Source organism: Amycolatopsis sp. 505, assembly GCF_031625235.1.
In the GTDB taxonomy this organism is placed as follows: domain Bacteria; phylum Actinomycetota; class Actinomycetes; order Mycobacteriales; family Pseudonocardiaceae; genus Amycolatopsis.
The window spans coordinates 577,241-593,745 of the sequence record NZ_JACKQP010000002.1; the positions used below are offsets into that span (position 1 = coordinate 577,241).

Genomic DNA, 16,505 nt, shown 5'->3' on the forward strand with positions numbered 1-16,505 from the left:
GAAGGTGCTCGTCGCGGCCACCGGCGTGCTGGTCGCGCTGACCACTCTGACCTCGGGAGCCAGCGCCATCACCAGCCACGATCCGGCGGCCGGCCGCTTCGACCGGCCGCAGCAGGGGTTCGCCCCGCCGTGGACGACGCTGCGCGACGGCCGGCCCCAGGACGTCGGCCTCGACCCGGCGCCGGTGAAGGCCGCCGAGGACTTCCTGGCGAGCTGGACGAGGCCGGACGCGTCCGGGCACCCGCACTTCTCCGGGGCGGTCGGCCTCCTCGCGCACGACGGCGTCGTCGTCGACCGGTACGCGGTCGGCGGCGCGCTGCGGTACGCCGACGCGGCAGGCACCGAACTGCCCGCGGACCAGCAGGTCCCGATGAAGAACGACACGATCTTCGACATGGCTTCGATCTCGAAGCTGTTCACCTCGATCGCCGTCATGCAGCTGGTCGAACGCGGGCAGTTCACCATCGACACGCCGGTCAGCCGGTTCTTCCCGGAGTTCGCCACCGGCGACAAGGCCGCCATCACGGTCAAGATGCTGCTCACGCACGTCTCCGGGTTCGACGCCGACCCGATCCCGTCGCTCTGGGCGGGCTACCCGGACATCCCGTCGCGCCGGCAGGCGGTGCTCGACAGCCCGCTGAAGAACAAGCCGGGCACGACGTACCTCTACTCGGACATCAACCTGCTCACGCTCGGCTTCATCGTCGAGAAGCTGACCGGGCAATCGCTCGACAAGGTCGTCCACGACCGGATCACCGCACCGCTCGGCATGACCGACACCGGGTACAACCCGCCCGCCGCCAAGCTGGCCCGGATCGCCGCGACGGAGTTCCAGGCGAACCCGCCGCGCGGGATGGTGCGCGGCAGCGTGCACGACGAGAACGCGTGGTCGCTCGGCGGCGTCGCCGGGCACGCCGGCGTGTTCAGCACCGCCGGCGACATGGCCACGCTCGCCCAGGCGATCCTCAACGGCGGCAGCTACCGCGGGCACCGGATCCTGCGGCAGGACACCGTCCGGCAGCTGCTCACGAACTACAACCAGCAGTTCCCGGACGACTCGCACGGCCTCGGCTTCGAGCTCGACCAGCCCTGGTACATGGGCGCGCTGGCGTCGCCGGTCACCGCCGGGCACACCGGCTACACGGGAACGACGCTGGTCATCGACCCGGAATCCCGGTCGTTCGCGATCCTGCTGACCAACCGGGTGCACCCGAGCCGGAACTGGGGCTCGATCAACACCGCCCGCCAGATCTGGGCGACGTCGCTGGCCAGGGCCATGGCGGTGCGGCCGGTGGCCGGGAAGGACGCCTGGACGAGCACGCTCGGTAACGCCGCCGTCGCTACGCTGAGTACCCGGGTTTTCACCACGCATAGTGATCAAGCACGCGTCTCGTTCGCTGCCTTCGTGGACACCGAAGGCGAGGGAGATCCACTTCAGCTGCAAGCGAGCACCGACGGCGTTAACTGGCAACCGATCGCCCTATCGGTTTCGGGACCGGGCGCACCCTCCGGAATCGTGACGTCGCTCTCCGGACACGGGCACCGCGCCTGGTGGAAGGCGGTGGGCACGCTGCCGCAGGGCACGTCGGTGAGCCTCCGCTGGCGTTACAGCACCGACCCGAGTTACACGGGACGAGGAGTTTCGGTGGACGGTGTGAAAGTCACCGAGAGCGGCCGATCACTCCTCGACGGTGAACGAGACCCGGCCGTTTTCGCTGCGGAGGGTTGGCAGTTGACCTCTCGGTGACCGGCCGGTCGCCGAACGTCCACCACAAGCCGGATTTTACCGTCCCCTTGCCGCTTGCACCGCGACACTAAGTTGCCAAGTCGTTAGCTTGACCTCGTTAACAAGGTCGACCTGGTTGGCGACTTTCTGGTCAGTGATTAATCGCAAATCCAGATCCGCAGACACGGACGGGTTGCGATCCGACCGAAGGGTGTGGGTAGCCTTGTCGCAGATGCCAACGGTTAGTAACTTTCCGACGGTGAGTGATACCGAATCCGTAGTCGGCACGGCACCGTCCGAGCCCGTATCGGTCCAGACGGCCGTGCGGGACGCCGACTCCAGCCCGCTGGTGCGGATCCGGTCCCTGCTCCCCGGCCTGGCCCGCGCCGAACAGCGCGTGGCCAAGGTGGTGCTGGAAGACCCCGCCTCGGTGGCGCGGCGCAGCATCACCGAGGTGGCCCTGGCCGCCAACACGAGCGAGACCACGGTGACCCGGTTCTGCAAGGCCGTCGGGGTCGGCGGGTACCCGCAGCTGCGCATCGCGCTGGCCGCGGACACCGCGCGCACCGAGGCGCGCACCACGCGCAACCTCGGCGGCGAGATCGGCCCGGAGGACGACCTGGCCGCCGTGATCGGCAAGGTCAGCTTCGCCGACGCCCGTGCCGTCGAGGAGACGGCCGACCAGCTCGAGGTCGCCACCCTCGAGCGGGTGATCGAGGTCGTCGCGAACGCCGGCCGCGTGGACGTCTACGGCGTGGGCGCCAGCGCGTTCGTCGCCGCCGACCTGCAGCAGAAGCTGCACCGCATCGGCCGCGTGTGCTTCGCGTGGTCGGACACGCACATCATGCTCACCTCGGCCGCGGTGCTGAGCCCCGGTGACGTCGCGATCGGCGTCTCGCACACCGGCGCGACCACCGACACCGTCGAGGCGCTGCGCGTGGCGCGCGAGCACGGCGCGATCACCATCGCCGTGACGAACTTCCCCCGCTCCCCGATCACCGAGGTCGCCGATCATGTTTTGACGACCGCGGCCCGGGAAACCACGTTCCGTTCGGGAGCGACGGCGAGCCGGATCGCCCAGCTCACCGTCATCGACTGCCTGTTCATCGGGGTCGCACAGCGGCACATGGACGCGTCGGTCAGCGCACTGGACGCGACCAGGGACGCAGTCGGCTCGCACCGCTTGGGGGTCAGGCCGGACGGTCGTCGCCGTCCGCGGGAAACCGGCAAGTAATGACCGGAGAAACTGTGAGGCGCATGATGACCGTCCCCGTGCAGGCGGTGCACGTCGATTCGCCGACCGAGACCCGCAATCCCCGCACCAAGGACATCGACCTGATGTCCACCGCGGGGATCCTGGGCGCGATCAACGCCGAGGACCGCACGGTCCCCGGTGCCGTGGCCGCGGTGCTGCCCCAGGTGGCGCGCGCGGTGGACTACGCGGTGGACGCCCTGCGGGCCGGGGGCCGGGTGCACTACGTCGGCGCGGGCACGTCCGGGCGGCTGGCCACCTTGGACGCGGCCGAGCTGGTGCCGACGTTCAACGTGCCGGGCGACTGGTTCATCGCGCACCACGCCGGCGGTGAGCGCGCGCTGCGGCACGCCGTCGAAAACGCGGAGGACGACTCGGCGGCGGGGGCCGCCGAGATGGCCGCGATGGTGCAGCCCGGCGACTTCGTGCTGGGCCTGACGGCGTCGGGCAGGACGCCGTACGTGCTGGGTGCGCTGCTGGCGGCGTCCCGCCAGGGTGCCCGGACCGGGCTGGTCTCGGGCAACGCCAAGGCCGCGAAGCCGGCCGGGGTGGACGTGCTCATCGCCGTCGACACCGGTCCGGAGGCGATCGCCGGCTCGACCCGGATGAAGGCGGGCACGGCGCAGAAGATGATCCTGACGTCGTTCTCCACGGCGACGATGATCAAGCTGGGCCGGACCTACTCCAACCTGATGGTCAGCATGCGGGCGACGAACGCGAAGCTGCGCGGCCGGACCATCCGGATCCTGCAGGAAGCCACCGGCATGACGATGGCGGACTGCTCGGACGCGCTCACCGAGGCCGGGGGCGACCTCAAGGTGGCGCTGGTGCACTTGCTGTCCGGCGAGGACGTCAAGAGCGCCGCGAAGGCTTTGCACGCGTCCGGCGGGCACGTGCGCAAGGCGCTGGACTCTCTCAGGGTGCGAGCGAGCTAGATCTTCACCTGTTCATCTGTCTAACCTCTCAGATGAGGAAGGGCAGGTGGCGATGGCGGGCACGGACGAGGACTCGCGGCGCAGGCTGTCGCGTCGCGAGTGGGTGTCGATCGGCGGGATGGGCGGAGTCATCCTGCTGCTGAACGTCGTGGGCTGGGGCGTGCTCACGGCGTTCGTCGCGCCGCACCACTACGCGCTGGGCACGTCCGGCGTGTTCGGGATCGGGCTGGGCGTCACGGCGTTCACGCTGGGCATGCGGCACGCGTTCGACGCCGACCACATCGCCGCGATCGACAACACGACCCGCAAGCTGATGGGCGACGGCCAGCGGCCGCTGTCGGTCGGGTTCTGGTTCTCCCTCGGGCACTCGACGATCGTGTTCGTGCTGTGCCTGCTGCTGTCGCTGGGCGTCCGCGCGCTGGCCGGGCAGGTCGAGGACGACTCGTCGGCGCTGCACCAGGCGACCGGCGTGATCGGGACGTCGGTGTCCGGCGTGTTCCTGTACGTGATCGCGATCCTCAACCTGGTGGTGCTCGTCGGGATCCTGCGGGTGTTCCGGCAGATGCGCCGCGGCGAGTTCGACGAGGCCGCGCTGGAGCACCAGCTGGACAACCGCGGCCTCATGAACCGCCTGCTGCGCGGGGCGACGAAGGCCGTGCGCAAGCCGTGGCACATCTACCCGGTCGGGCTGCTGTTCGGGCTGGGCTTCGACACGGCGACCGAAATCGGGCTGCTCGTGCTGGCCGCGGGCGCGGCGACGTTCGCGCTGCCCTGGTACGCGATCCTCGTGCTGCCGATCCTGTTCGCGGCCGGGATGAGCCTGTTCGACACCGTGGACGGCTGTTTCATGAACTTCGCCTACGGCTGGGCGTTCGCGAAGCCGGTGCGCAAGATCTTCTACAACATCACGGTGACCGCGCTGTCGGTCGCGGTGGCGCTGCTCATCGGGACGATCGAGCTGGTGTCGATCCTCGCCGAGAAGCTGGACATCACGTCCGGGCCGCTCGCCGCGATCGCCTCGGTGAACCTGGACTACGTCGGGTTCGGGATCGTCGGGCTGTTCGTGCTGACGTGGGCCGTCGCACTGGCGGTGTGGCGGTTCGGGCGGATCGAAGAGAAGTGGTCGGCGAAGCTGTCCGGTTAGGAAGCGGCGTCCGAGATGCTCTTCGCTTCCCTCGCACCGGCTTCGAACGCTTCGCAGCAGAAGAGCAGCCATCCGCGTACGCCCTCGGGCGTCCCGCTCGCGAATCCGTTCGCCGCTTCGAGGTAACGCGGGACCCGGCGGAAGAACGCCACTTCGGGCACGCTCAACGCCTTCGGGTCCAGGCCCGTCGCCACCATCGTCAGCCGGGCGGCGGCTCGCGCGACGACGCCGTCCGCGCTGCCGAACGGCTTGAGCGCCAGCAGTTCCCCGTGGACGACCGCCGTCAGGACCGGGCCCGGCACCGACGTCGCCCCGGTCACCAGCTGGGCCAGCAGCTCCAGCCGGCCGCCGCCGGAGTGCGGGCGCCCCAACGCGTCCAGGTCTTCGACGAGGTCCGCCGCGGCCAGGACGTGCAGGCGGGCCAACGCTTGCAGCGGCGCCCGGCGCCACGTCGGCAGCAGCGACTCCAGGGTCTCCGCGACGCGCAGGGCACCGGCCAGCACCGGGTCGGCGACCGCGCCGTCGAGGGGCAGTTCCGGGTTCGCGCCTTCGATGCCGGCCGATGCGCGAGCTGCGCGCACGGACGCCTCCGCCGCCGTCGCCGCGCCGCCGCGGAGGTTCGCGGGCAGGCGGTGGACCGCGAACACCGCGTCCTGCGCGGACTTCGCCGCCGCCGCGACGCCTTCGAGGTCGAGGAGGGGCTTCAGGGGGTCGCTCATGCGTCGAGCACCTGTCCTTCGCGGGTGACCACGGGCGGCAGGACCGACCACGGGAAGTTGATCCAGCGGTCGGTGTGCCGCCAGACGTACTCGCACTTCACCGTCGAATGCGGCTTCTCGTAGACGACGGCCGAGCGGACCTCGGCGACGTGCTCGAGGCAGAAGTCGCGGACCAGCTTGAGCGTGGCGCCGGTGTCGGCGACGTCGTCGGCGATCAGCACCTTCTTGCTCGTCAGGTCGACGACGTTGGGCACCGGCGGCAGCATCACCGGCAGGTCGAGGCGCTGGTCGACGCCGGTGTAGAACTCGACGTTCATCACGTGCAGGTTCTTGACGTCGAGCGCGTAGCCGAGCGCGCCGGCCACGAACAGGCCGCCGCGGGCGATGGAGAGGATGAGGTCCGGCGCGAAGCCGTCTTCGGCGATGGTGTGAGCCAGTTCACGGCTCGCCGTGCCGAACAGCTCCCAGCTCAGCTCTTCCCGCTCTTCGCCCATCGAGCCCGTCCTTCCGTCGTGGTCCGCCGAGCATAGGCAACCCGGAAGTGGCCTCTAAAAATGATCAGAAATTGGCTATCCGGAGCAGCCACTGACCGATCTACCGTGGTCACGTGAGCGACTGGAACACCCGACCGACCCTGTCCGGCGAGCACGTCCGCCTGGAGCCGCTGTCCCCCGAGCACGCCAAGGGCCTCCTGGAAGCCGGCGCCGACCCGGGCATCTGGGCGTGGCTGAGCAGCCGGCAGCCGCAGGACCTCCCCGCGGCCGAGCGGCTGGTCGAGCAGGCGCTCGCCGACCCCGATCGCCGGGCGTTCGCGCAGATCGACGTCACCTCCGGCCGGGTCGCCGGGACGACGTCGTACTACCAGGTCGTCGAGCAGCACCGGATCCTGTCGATCGGCCACACGTGGATCGGCGCGGACTGGCAGCGCACCGGGCTGAACACCGAGTCGAAGCTGCTCCTGCTCACGCACGCGTTCGAAACCCTTGGCGCGCAACGGGTCGCGTGGGAGACGGACATCCGGAACCTCCGTTCGCAACGCGCCATCGAACGGCTTGGCGCGCTTCGCGAAGGCGTCTTGCGCGCGCACCGGATCCGGCCGGACGGGTCGTCGCGCGACACCGTCCTCTACTCGATGCTCGCGCCGGAGTGGCCGGCCGCGAAGGCCCGGCTGAACGAACGCTTAGTCACCGCGGCTCGCCTGGCACGGTGAACCGGCCGGCCAACGTGGGTGCAACCTTTTACAAGGCGGACTAACGTCGCTAGCGTGCCGCTAGCCGTCATGTCGGCGCACTACAGGAGGCCTTGCAACCATGACCGAGCAGTCCCCAGCCCTGGACAACCTGCTCACCGAGAGCCGCACCTTCCCGCCCAGTGACGAATTCGCTGGCCAGGCCAATGCGAAGGCCGATCTCTACGCCGAGGCGGACGCCGACCGCGAAGCGTTCTGGGCCAAGCAGGCCGAGCGGCTCACGTGGGACACGAAGTGGACCACGGTACTGGACTGGACCAATGCGCCCTTCGCGAAGTGGTTCGTCGGCGGCAAGCTGAACGTCGCCTACAACTGCGTCGACCGGCACGTCGAGTCCGGCCACGGCGACCAGGTCGCGATCCACTGGGTCGGCGAGCCGGGCGACACCCGGGACATCACCTACGCCGAGCTGAAGACCGAAGTTTCCAAGGCTGCCAACGCACTCGCGTCGCTGGGCGTCACGGCCGGCGACGTCGTGGCGATCCAGCTGCAGATGGTCCCCGAGGCCATCTTCGCGATGCTCGCGTGCGCGAGGATCGGCGCGCTGCACAACGTCGTCTTCGGCGGCTTCTCGCCGACGGCGCTGCGGGCCCGCGTCGACGACGCCGCCGCGAAGATCGTGATCACCTCCGACGGCCAGTTCCGCCGCGGCAAGGCCGCGCCGATGAAGGCCAACGTCGACGAAGCGCTCGACGGCGCCGAGACCGTCGAGAAGGTCATCGTCGTCAAGCGCACCGGCGACAAGCTCGAGGGCGACGTCCCGTGGACCGACGGCCGCGACCTCTGGTGGCACGAGCTCGTCGACGGACAGTCCGAAGAGCACACTCCCGAGGCCTTCGACAGCGAGCACCCGCTGTTCATCCTCTACACGTCCGGGACGACCGGGAAGCCGAAGGGCATCCTGCACACCTCCGGCGGCTACCTGACGCAGACCGCGTACACGCACCACAACGTCTTCGACCACAAGGCCGGCGAGGACGTCTACTGGTGCACCGCGGACATCGGCTGGATCACCGGCCACAGCTACATCGTCTACGGCCCGCTTGCCAACCGCGTCACGCAGGTCGTCTACGAAGGCACGCCGAACACCCCGCACGAGGGCCGGCACTGGGAGATCGTCCAGAAGTACAAGGTCTCCCTCTACTACACCGCCCCGACGCTGATCCGCACGTTCATGAAGTGGGGCGCGGAGATCCCGGAGAAGTACGACCTGTCGTCGCTGCGGGTGCTGGGTTCGGTCGGCGAGCCGATCAACCCGGAGGCGTGGATCTGGTACCGCGAGAACATCGGCGCGGGCAAGACTCCGATCGTCGACACGTGGTGGCAGACCGAAACCGGCGCGATCATGATCTCGCCGCTGCCGGGCGTCACCTCGACCAAGCCGGGCTCGGCGCAGAAGGCGCTGCCGGGCATCTCCGCGAAGGTCGTCGACGACCAGGGCAACGAGGTCGGGCCCGGCGGTGGTGGGTACCTGGTGCTCGACAAGCCGTGGCCGTCGATGCTGCGGGGTGTCTGGGGTGACGAAGAGCGCTTCAAGGACACCTACTGGTCGCGCTTCAAGGAGCAGGGCTTCTACTTCGCCGGCGACGGCGCGAAGTACGACAACGACGGTGACGTCTGGCTGCTGGGCCGCGTCGACGACGTGATGAACGTGTCCGGCCACCGCATCTCGACGACCGAAGTCGAGTCGGCACTGGTCTCGCACCCGACGGTGGCCGAGGCCGCGGTCGTCGGCGCGACCGACCCGACGACCGGCCAGGGCATCGTGGCGTTCGTGATCCTGCGCGGCAACGCCGTCGACGGCGGCGAGGAGGCCATCCAGGCGCTGCGCAACCACGTCGCGAAGGAGATCGGGCCGATCGCGAAGCCGCGGCAGATCATGGTCGTGCCGGAGCTGCCGAAGACGCGCTCGGGCAAGATCATGCGCCGCCTGCTGCGCGACGTCGCCGAGAACCGGCAGGTCGGTGACGTCACCACGCTGGCCGACTCGTCGGTGATGGACCTGATCTCGTCGGGCCTGAAGTCGGGCAAGTCGGAGGAGTGAGCTAGCGTTCTCGCCGTCAGAGCCCTTCCGGCTTCGCGCCGGGAGGGCTCTGTCATGACACCCCGTGTGGCACGAGTCGAACGCATGTTCTACGCTGTGCCGCGAACCACACCCCCTTCCCGGGCAAGGAGACGACACGACGATGACCGTGGATGTCCTGACGCACGACGAGGAAATGACTTCGGCTTCGGCCGAGGCTCCGGCTGCTCCGGCCGCTCCGGCTTCGGAGGTTTCCACCGACGAGGCGGCCGTCACCGAGTCCGCGTCCCCGGCCCCCTCGGAGGACTCGCCCGAGCCCGCCGCCGAGGAGGCCCCGAAGCCGAAGCGCGGCCGCCCGAAGGGCGCGGCGACGGCGTCGACGGCGAAGAAGACCCGCACGGTCGAACTGACCCTCACGGTCACCGGCACCGCCGACGGCGAGTGGCAGGCCGAGCTGAAGAACGGCTCGAAGTGGGTCGCGAAAGGCCTCGAGATCCCGGCCGCGGCGGTCTCGCGGGCGGCGAAGGAGCTGCACAGCGACCTGTCCGGCCCGATCGACGAGGTGATCAACCAGGCCCGCGAGGCGCAGGCCGCGAAGGTCGCCGCGCTGGAGGCCGAGCTCGAGAAGGCCAAGCAGGCCCTCGCCGAGCTGGACGCCTGAGCTTCACTCCAGGAGACGCCCGGTCCGCCTCGCGCGGGCCGGGCGTTTCCGCTTTCACGCACTCAACGCGCGTGATTGAGGGGGCGACACGCGTGATTGAGGGGGCGACACGCGTGATTGGAGGGACGACACGGGCTCAGGCGATGGGCGGGCGGCCGGGCAGCGGGGACTTGAACTCGACCCACATCGCGTCCGTCAGCGCCTCGACGTGGTGGGTCACCCCGCGTGGGTGCACGACCGAGTCACCCGGCTCGAGGACGGCCTCCACGCCCTCCACCGCACCTCGCAGGCGGCCCGAAAGGACGTAGACGATCGAGTCGTGGTCATGCGCGTGTGGCGGTGAAGCAACACCCGCCGGGTAGTGGATCAAGTAGGCCAGGCCGGTCGCCGCTCGCTCCAGCAGCCGGAAGCGGCCCTCGCCGCCCAGCAAGGGCAAGCCCTCCACCGTGACCAGCGGCTGCCACACCTGCTCTTCCATGCGCCCATCATGACCCAGCGCAGCTGAGAGTCCACACTGGACCGGCTTAGGTAAGGCATGTGTTATTTAGGCGGACCTGACAAAAAGGCAAGTCTCGCCACGATTCCGCGTTCGTGTTTCACTGTTCTCGTGACCGAAACGATCGACGGTGACGCCGTGGAACACACGCACGAACCACACCAGGGCGTGGGCGGGAAACTGAACTGGCTGCGGGCCGGGGTGCTCGGGGCGAACGACGGCATCGTGTCCGTCGCCGGCATCGTCGTCGGCGTGGCCGGGGCGACCACGGAAAGCACGACGATCCTCACCGCCGGAATCGCCGGGCTCGTCGCCGGCGCCTTTTCCATGGCCGGCGGGGAATACGTTTCCGTCAGCACTCAGCGCGACACCGAACAGGCGCTGCTCCGGCTCGAAAAGCAGGAACTCAAGACGATGCCGGAGGCCGAGGAACGCGAGCTCGCCGAGATCTACCAGGAGAAGGGGCTCTCGCCGGACCTCGCGAGCCAGGTCGCCCGCGAACTGACCGAAAAGGACGCCCTGCAGGCGCACGCGGAAGCCGAGCTCGGCATCGACCCGGACAACCTGACCAGCCCCTGGCAGGCCGCGTGGGCGTCGCTGCTCGCCTTCTCCATCGGCGCGCTGCTGCCGATCCTGTCCATCGCCTGGGCCGGCGTCTCCCTGCGGGTGTGGGCGTGCGCGGCCGCGGTCGTCGTCGGCCTGACGCTGACGGGGTACGTCAGCGCCAGGCTCGGCGACGCGAACGTGGGGCGCGCGATCGTCCGCAACGTCGGCGTCGGCGCCCTCACCATGGTCGTGACCTACTTCGTCGGCGTCGTCTTCGGGGTCACCGTGGGCTAGTGCACGCCCTTCATCAGCTTGCGGATGAACGGGATGCCCAGGAACAGCAGCACGCCGACCCCGATGGCGACCAAACCGACCGTGCTGAAGTACGGCGCTTCGTCGTCGACCGAGTAGTACTCGGCCAGCTTGCCGGACATCGCCGTGCCGAACGAGATCGACAGGAAGTTCAGCGCCACCATCTGCGTCCGGAACGCCTCCGGCGCGAGCTTCGTCGACAGCGACAGCCCGACCGGGGACAGGCACAGCTCGGCGATCGTGAACACGAACAGGATGCCGACCATCGCGAGGATCGGGCTCGCGTTCTTGCCGCTGCCCACCATCGGCAAAAACAGCAGGAACGCCGCGCCCATCAGCACCGTGCCGAGGACGAACTTCATCGGCGTCGACGGCTGCCGCTCGCCGAGCTTCGTCCACAGGGCCGCCAGCACCGGGGCGAAGACGATGATGAACACCGGGTTGATCGAGTTGACCCAGGACACCGGCATCACCCAGCCGAACAGGTCCCGGTCCAGCCGCTGGTCGGTATAGGCCGCGACGACCGTGAACTGCTGCTGGTACAGCGAGAAGAACACCGCGCTGGCGATGAACATCGGGATGAAGGAGAACACCCGGCTGCGCTCGACGGCGGTGATCTTGCCGCTGGTCAGGATGACCAGGAAGTAGATCACCGAGATCACGCCGACCACCCACACGACGACGTCGGCGAGGTTGCCCGGGTTGACGACACCGGTGACGACCAGGGTCACCACCGCGGCCACCAGCAGGACGGCGGCACCGACGGCCAGCGCGCGCTGCGACGACGGCAGCGGGTTCGGCACCTCCTTCGCCTTGTCACCGAGGTTCTTGCGGCCGAACGTGTACTGCGTCAGGCCGAGCGCCATGCCGATCGCGGCGAGGCCGAACCCGAGGTGGAAGCCGACCTCCGTCTGCGCCAGGCCGGTCAGCAGCGGGCCGACGAACCCGCCGAGGTTGACGCCCATGTAGAAGATCGTGAAGCCCGCGTCGCGCCGTTCGTCGCCTTCGGCGTAGAGCGTGCCGACGATCGCCGTCGCGTTCGACTTCAGCCCGCCGCTGCCGACCGCGACGCACACAAGGCCGACGCCGATGCCGGCCAGGCCCGGCAGCAGCGCCAGGCTGATGTGCCCGATCATGATCAGCACGGCGCTGTAGAACAGCGTCCGCTCGGAGCCGAGGAGGCGGTCGGCCACCCACGCGCCGATGACGGCCGACAGGTAGACCAGGCCGCCGTACGCGCCGACGATGCCGAGCGCGGACTCCTGCGCCAGGCCCAGACCGCCCTGCTCGACCCTGTAGTAGAGGTAGATCGGCAGGATGCCGAGCATCCCGTAGTAGGAGAACCGCTCCCACATCTCGACGCCGAAGAGGTTCGCCAGTCCTCGTGGGTGCCCGAAGAACCTCGTGTCCTGCTGGACCTCGGTGGAGGTGCTCACAACTCGTCTTCCTTTGTCTAGGGACTTCGTTGTCGTTTCGCATGCTAAGAGCCCGGCTGGTTACCCACCACCGGCACCACGTGTGACAGCGGTCATGACAATGGGTGACAAAGGCTTGGTAAAATTCGATCGAGGTGCGCCGGGAAGCCTGGTCGGCAACAGTGATCAGCGACCCCTGGAGCCGCCCCCGATGACCCGCCCGTTCAGTGAATTCGCCCGGTACCTGCGCACGGAGACGACCGGCGGGCTCATCCTGCTCGGCGCGACGGCGGTCGCGCTGCTCTGGGCCAACTCGCCGCTGCGGGACAGCTACCACGCGCTGCGGGAGTTCCGGCTCGGTCCGGAATTCCTGCACCTCGACCTGACGATCGGCGACTGGGCCAAGGACGGCCTGCTCGCCCTGTTCTTCTTCGTCGCCGGGCTGGAGCTCAAGCGCGAGCTCGTCATCGGTGAGCTGTCCCGGTTCAAGCAGGCGATCCTGCCGGTCGTCGCCGCGCTCGGCGGCATGGTCGTGCCCGCGCTCGTCGCCCTGTCCGTCGGCTGGGGGACGCCGGGGATCGAACGGGCCTGGGCGATCCCGGTCGCCACGGACATCGCCTTCGCCCTCGGCGTGCTCGCGCTGACGGCGTCGAACCTGCCGTCGAGCGCGCGGGTCTTCCTGCTTTCCCTGGCCGTGGTGGACGACCTCGGCGCGATCATCGTCATCGCCGTGCTGTTCACGACCGGCTTCGACCTGGTCGCCGTGGCCGTGGCCGTCCTCGCGCTCGCCCTGTATGCGTTCCTGCAGCACCGCCGCGTCCGGACGCCGTGGCTGTACGTCCCGCTGGCGCTGATCACCTGGGTCGCGGTGCACTCGGCGGGCATCCACGCCACGATCGCCGGCGTCGCGCTGGGCCTGCTCACCCGCGTCCGCGCCGACGAGGGCGAGGCCGAAGCCCCCGCGCTGCGCCTCGAACACCGGCTCCAGCCGTGGTCGGCGGCCGTCGCCGTACCGGTGTTCGCGTTGTTCGCGGCCGGGATCTCGGTCAACGCCGACGCGCTCGGCGCGGTGTTCACCACGGCGTTGCCGCTCGCGGTGCTCGCCGGGCTGCTCGGCGGCAAGGTCGTCGGCATCCTCGGGGCCAGCCTGCTCGCCGTGAAGCTGCGGTTGGCGGAGAAGCCGCGCGGGATGGGCTGGCGGGACCTGGCCGCGTTGTCGGTGCTCGGCGGGGTCGGGTTCACGGTGAGCCTGCTGATCGCGGAGCTCGCGTTGCCGGGTGAGACGAGCGAGCTGGCGAAGGCGGCGGTGCTGATCGCGTCGGCGACGGCGTCCCTGCTGGCGGCGGCCTTGCTACTCCGCCGTAGCAAGGTTCACGCCGAAAACGCCGACACACTGTGACTCCGCCGCGCCCGGTTTCGGGACACATGGCACGATGACCCGGTGAGCAGCCCCAAACACGAACGCACCCCCGACGGCGTGGGGGCCGTGCCTTACCTCCCGCTGTCCTCCGCCTCCGACGTCCCCGGCGACCAGTCGATCGGCCGGCTGGTCGGCGACGCGACCCAGCACATCTCCACCCTGGTCAGGGCCGAGATGGAGCTCGCGAAGTCCGAGCTGGTCGGCGAGGTGAAGAAGGGCCTCAAGGGGGCCGTCTTCTTCCTGATCGCGCTGACGGTCTTCCTGTACAGCACGTTCTTCCTGTTCTTCTTCGCGGCCGAGGGGCTGGCCGAGTGGGTGCGGTACCGCTGGATCGCGTTCGGCATCGTGTTCGTCCTGATGCTGCTCGTCGCGGGCGCGGCCGGCTTCCTGGGCTACCGCAAGGTGAAGAAGTTCAAGGCACCGGAGCGGACCATCGCCAGCGTCAAGGAGACCGCCGCCGCGCTCAAGCCGCAGCGCGCGCCCGAAGCCGGCGTGACCACGCGCGACTGAGTCGTTGCACGCGTCCCCCGACCCGTCGATCGTCCGGCTCGACGGCCCGTGGGTCCACCGCGACGTGTCCGCGAACGGCATCCGCCTGCACGTCGCCGAACTCGGCGACGGGCCGGTCGTGGTGCTGCTGCACGGGTTCGCCGAGTTCTGGTGGACCTGGCACCACCAGCTGAGCGCCCTGGCCGACGCCGGGTTCCGCGCGGTCGCCGTCGACCTGCGCGGCTACGGCGACTCGGACAAGCCACCCCGCGGCTACGACGCCTGGACGCTGGCCGGTGACGTCGGCGGCCTGATCAAGTCGCTCGGGGCGCGCCGCGCCCACCTCGTCGGGCACGCCTGGGGCGGCATGCTGGCCTGGACGGTCGCGGCGCTGCACCCCCGGCTGGTGTCCTCGGTGACGGCGATCGGCGCGGCCCACCCGCTCGCCCTGCGCTCGGGCGCGGCCCGCCCGTGGCGCGGCCAGGGCCGGGCGGCCGGGCACCTCTTTCGCTTCCAGGTGCCGATGGCGCCGGAGAAGTGGCTGGTGAAGGACGACGCCCAGGCCGTCGCGGACCTGTTCAGCGGCTGGGCCGGCCGCCGCTGGCGGTCCACTTCGGACTTCACCGGCAGCGTCGAGGCGTTCCGGCAGGCGATGCTCGTGCCCGGGGTCGCGCACAGCGCGCTCGAGTACTACCGGTGGGCGTTCCGCGCCCAGTTCCGCGGCGAAGGCCGCCGGTTCACCGACGCGGTCGGCACCCGGATCGCGGTGCCGACGCTGCAGCTGCACGGCGCCGACGACACCTGCATCCTCCCCGAAACGGCGATGTCGTCGACGCGCTGGGCGGGCCCGCACGCCGAGCCGGAAATCTGGCCGGACGTCGGGCACTTCCCGCACCTCGAGGTGCCCGACCGCACGTCGGCGGCCCTGGCGGGCTTCCTCAAGCGAGACTGATGGCGTTCTTCGCCCGCTCCACCGACTCCTCCGAGGCCGGTCCTTCGGGATTCTCGGTGGCCAGTGCCTGGTTCACCGCGACGAACGGCCGCATCCGCCGTTCGTAAGCCGCGAAGGCCTCTTCGCGAGTGGCCCGGCCGAGTTCCTGCGCGAGGACGTACGCGCCGACCAGGGCGAGGCTCGTCCCCTGTCCGGACAGCGCCGACGCGCAATATCCGGCGTCGCCGAGCAGCACGACCCGGTCCGAAAACCAGCGGTCGAGGTGGATCTGGGCCATGGCGTCGAAGTAGAAGACGTCCGCGGCGGCCATCGCTTCGAGGAGCTTCGGCACCTCCCAGCCGATCCCGCCGAGCCGCTCGGCGACCAGCCGCTTCTGCTCCGGAACGGTCATGCGCGGCAGTGGTTCCGAGCCGAAGCCGAGCGTGACGCGCAGTTCGGTGTTCTCCCGGACCGGGTAGACCACGCCCCCGGTGTGCTCGTGCCGGAACCAGATCTGCCAGTCCTCCAGACCGAGGAAGTTGGCCGTCGGGAAGATCGCCAGGTATTGCCCGAGGTGCCGGGTGAAGTCCGCTTCCGGGCCGAACGCGAGCCGCCGCACCGCCGAGTGCAGGCCGTCCGCCCCGACGACCAGGTCGAACGTCCGGAAGCCGCCGCGCTCGAACTCGACGCGCACGCCGTGCGCCTCTTCGGTCAGGGCGGTGATCGAGTCGCCGAAGACGTACTCGACGCCGGGTGCGCCCAGCAGCAGTTCGACGACGTCGTCGCGCAGGATCTCGAAGTCGGCGCTGTCGAGCCGCCCGCTGCTGAAGGTGTGCTCCTCGGAGCGGAGCAGCTCGTGGCCGTCGCCGTCCACCACGGACATGCCCCGCATCCGGGTCCGCAGCGTGCGCATCCGGTCGCCGAGACCCAGCTCGTCGACGACGTCGAGGGCGACCCCGCGCACGTCGATCGCCTGGCCGCCGGTGCGCGGGCCAGGTGCCCGCTCCACCACGGTCACCGACCAGCCGTCGCGGGCCAGGAACCGGGCCAGGGCACCGCCGGCGATCCCGCCACCCGAGATCAGGATGTTCCGCATGGTTTCCTCCAGAGTCGTACGCTTGTACGCTCCACTGTGGAGAAAGAGCAGCTCAAAGGCTATTTCTGTACTAGTACAGATGGCCGTCTGT

The 16,505-nt window shown here is 69.7% G+C and carries 16 protein-coding genes; 11 read left to right on the plus strand and 5 right to left on the minus strand.

Annotation, left to right across the window (positions count from 1 at the left end; all coding sequences use genetic code 11):
- The first annotated feature begins 25 nt into the window (after positions 1-25).
- The 4 genes from H5965_RS09720 (at position 26) to H5965_RS09735 (ending at position 5,057) form a co-directional block, all read left to right on the plus strand.
- Positions 26-1,747, plus strand: a complete 1,722-nt coding sequence (locus H5965_RS09720; RefSeq protein ID WP_310969679.1) for a serine hydrolase domain-containing protein — start codon at positions 26-28, stop codon at positions 1,745-1,747.
- Positions 1,748-1,958: 211 nt separating this feature from the next.
- Positions 1,959-2,960, plus strand: coding sequence for a MurR/RpiR family transcriptional regulator (locus tag H5965_RS09725; protein WP_310969161.1), 1,002 nt, complete (start codon positions 1,959-1,961; stop codon positions 2,958-2,960).
- A gap of 23 nt (positions 2,961-2,983) precedes the next feature.
- Positions 2,984-3,913 carry an N-acetylmuramic acid 6-phosphate etherase gene (locus tag H5965_RS09730; protein WP_310969163.1) on the plus strand — a complete coding sequence of 310 codons (930 nt, stop codon included), beginning with the start codon at positions 2,984-2,986 and terminating at the stop codon, positions 3,911-3,913.
- 52 nt (positions 3,914-3,965) lie between these two features.
- Positions 3,966-5,057, plus strand: a complete 1,092-nt coding sequence (locus H5965_RS09735) for a HoxN/HupN/NixA family nickel/cobalt transporter (protein WP_310969165.1) — start codon at positions 3,966-3,968, stop codon at positions 5,055-5,057.
- On the opposite strand, the gene H5965_RS09740 is transcribed toward H5965_RS09735, so the two are convergent.
- Positions 5,054-5,776 carry an oxidoreductase gene (locus H5965_RS09740; RefSeq protein ID WP_310969166.1) on the minus strand — a complete coding sequence of 241 codons (723 nt, stop codon included), beginning with the start codon at positions 5,774-5,776 and terminating at the stop codon, positions 5,054-5,056. The genes H5965_RS09735 and H5965_RS09740 overlap by 4 nt on opposite strands.
- Positions 5,773-6,270: a phosphoribosyltransferase gene (locus H5965_RS09745; RefSeq protein ID WP_310969167.1), complete on the minus strand. Its 498-nt coding sequence runs from the start codon at positions 6,268-6,270 to the stop codon at positions 5,773-5,775. The genes H5965_RS09740 and H5965_RS09745 overlap by 4 nt, the downstream gene beginning before the upstream one ends.
- 113 nt (positions 6,271-6,383) lie before the next feature.
- On the opposite strand from H5965_RS09745, the gene H5965_RS09750 reads away from it, so the two are divergent.
- The 3 genes from H5965_RS09750 (at position 6,384) to H5965_RS09760 (ending at position 9,709) form a co-directional block, all read left to right on the plus strand.
- Complete coding sequence (locus tag H5965_RS09750; protein ID WP_310969169.1) at positions 6,384-6,986, plus strand: GNAT family protein; 603 nt, start codon at positions 6,384-6,386, stop codon at positions 6,984-6,986.
- A gap of 100 nt (positions 6,987-7,086) precedes the next feature.
- Entirely contained in the window at positions 7,087-9,069 is a 1,983-nt protein-coding gene (gene acs / locus H5965_RS09755) for an acetate--CoA ligase (protein ID WP_310969170.1), read from the plus strand.
- Positions 9,070-9,211: 142 nt separating this feature from the next.
- The gene (locus H5965_RS09760; protein ID WP_310969171.1) at positions 9,212-9,709 is read left to right on the plus strand and encodes a DUF6319 family protein; all 498 of its coding nucleotides are present in this window, start codon (positions 9,212-9,214) and stop codon (positions 9,707-9,709) included.
- A 136-nt stretch (positions 9,710-9,845) separates the two neighbouring features.
- Here the strand turns inward: H5965_RS09760 and H5965_RS09765 are convergent, their stop codons facing one another.
- Positions 9,846-10,187 (minus strand): cupin domain-containing protein, encoded by a 342-nt coding sequence (locus H5965_RS09765; protein ID WP_310969173.1) that lies wholly within the window; start codon positions 10,185-10,187, stop codon positions 9,846-9,848.
- 129 nt (positions 10,188-10,316) lie between these two features.
- Between H5965_RS09765 and H5965_RS09770 the strand changes: the two genes are divergently transcribed.
- A complete protein-coding gene (locus H5965_RS09770) occupies positions 10,317-11,045 on the plus strand; it encodes a VIT family protein (RefSeq protein ID WP_310969175.1) in 729 nt (242 codons plus the stop codon).
- Here H5965_RS09770 and H5965_RS09775 read toward each other — a convergent pair.
- Positions 11,042-12,499: a peptide MFS transporter gene (locus H5965_RS09775; RefSeq protein WP_310969177.1), complete on the minus strand. Its 1,458-nt coding sequence runs from the start codon at positions 12,497-12,499 to the stop codon at positions 11,042-11,044. The two genes, H5965_RS09770 and H5965_RS09775, sit on opposite strands and share 4 nt — an antisense overlap.
- 190 nt (positions 12,500-12,689) lie before the next feature.
- Between H5965_RS09775 and nhaA the strand changes: the two genes are divergently transcribed.
- The 3 genes from nhaA to H5965_RS09790 are packed head-to-tail and all read left to right on the plus strand — an operon-like array spanning position 12,690 to position 15,339.
- Positions 12,690-13,877 (plus strand): Na+/H+ antiporter NhaA, encoded by a 1,188-nt coding sequence (nhaA, locus tag H5965_RS09780; protein ID WP_310969178.1) that lies wholly within the window; start codon positions 12,690-12,692, stop codon positions 13,875-13,877.
- Between the two features lie 42 nt (positions 13,878-13,919).
- Entirely contained in the window at positions 13,920-14,408 is a 489-nt protein-coding gene (locus tag H5965_RS09785) for a phage holin family protein (RefSeq protein WP_310969179.1), read from the plus strand.
- 4 nt (positions 14,409-14,412) lie between these two features.
- Positions 14,413-15,339, plus strand: coding sequence for an alpha/beta hydrolase (locus tag H5965_RS09790; RefSeq protein WP_310969180.1), 927 nt, complete (start codon positions 14,413-14,415; stop codon positions 15,337-15,339).
- Here H5965_RS09790 and H5965_RS09795 read toward each other — a convergent pair.
- Entirely contained in the window at positions 15,326-16,414 is a 1,089-nt protein-coding gene (locus H5965_RS09795) for an FAD-dependent monooxygenase (protein WP_310969182.1), read from the minus strand. The two genes, H5965_RS09790 and H5965_RS09795, sit on opposite strands and share 14 nt — an antisense overlap.
- Positions 16,415-16,505 lie beyond the last annotated feature (91 nt).

Bases quoted from the DNA above. Each gene is read 5' to 3' on its own strand.
- H5965_RS09725 (WP_310969161.1), top strand. From the start codon at position 1,959: ATGCCAACGGTTAGTAACTTTCCGACGGTGAGTGATACCGAATCCGTA.
- H5965_RS09730 (WP_310969163.1), top strand. From the start codon at position 2,984: ATGATGACCGTCCCCGTGCAGGCGGTGCACGTCGATTCGCCGACCGAG.
- H5965_RS09735 (WP_310969165.1), top strand. From the start codon at position 3,966: ATGGCGGGCACGGACGAGGACTCGCGGCGCAGGCTGTCGCGTCGCGAG.
- H5965_RS09740 (WP_310969166.1), bottom strand. From the start codon at position 5,776: ATGAGCGACCCCCTGAAGCCCCTCCTCGACCTCGAAGGCGTCGCGGCG.
- H5965_RS09745 (WP_310969167.1), bottom strand. From the start codon at position 6,270: ATGGGCGAAGAGCGGGAAGAGCTGAGCTGGGAGCTGTTCGGCACGGCG.
- acs (WP_310969170.1), top strand. From the start codon at position 7,087: ATGACCGAGCAGTCCCCAGCCCTGGACAACCTGCTCACCGAGAGCCGC.
- H5965_RS09760 (WP_310969171.1), top strand. From the start codon at position 9,212: ATGACCGTGGATGTCCTGACGCACGACGAGGAAATGACTTCGGCTTCG.
- H5965_RS09765 (WP_310969173.1), bottom strand. From the start codon at position 10,187: ATGGAAGAGCAGGTGTGGCAGCCGCTGGTCACGGTGGAGGGCTTGCCC.
- nhaA (WP_310969178.1), top strand. From the start codon at position 12,690: ATGACCCGCCCGTTCAGTGAATTCGCCCGGTACCTGCGCACGGAGACG.
- H5965_RS09795 (WP_310969182.1), bottom strand. From the start codon at position 16,414: ATGCGGAACATCCTGATCTCGGGTGGCGGGATCGCCGGCGGTGCCCTG.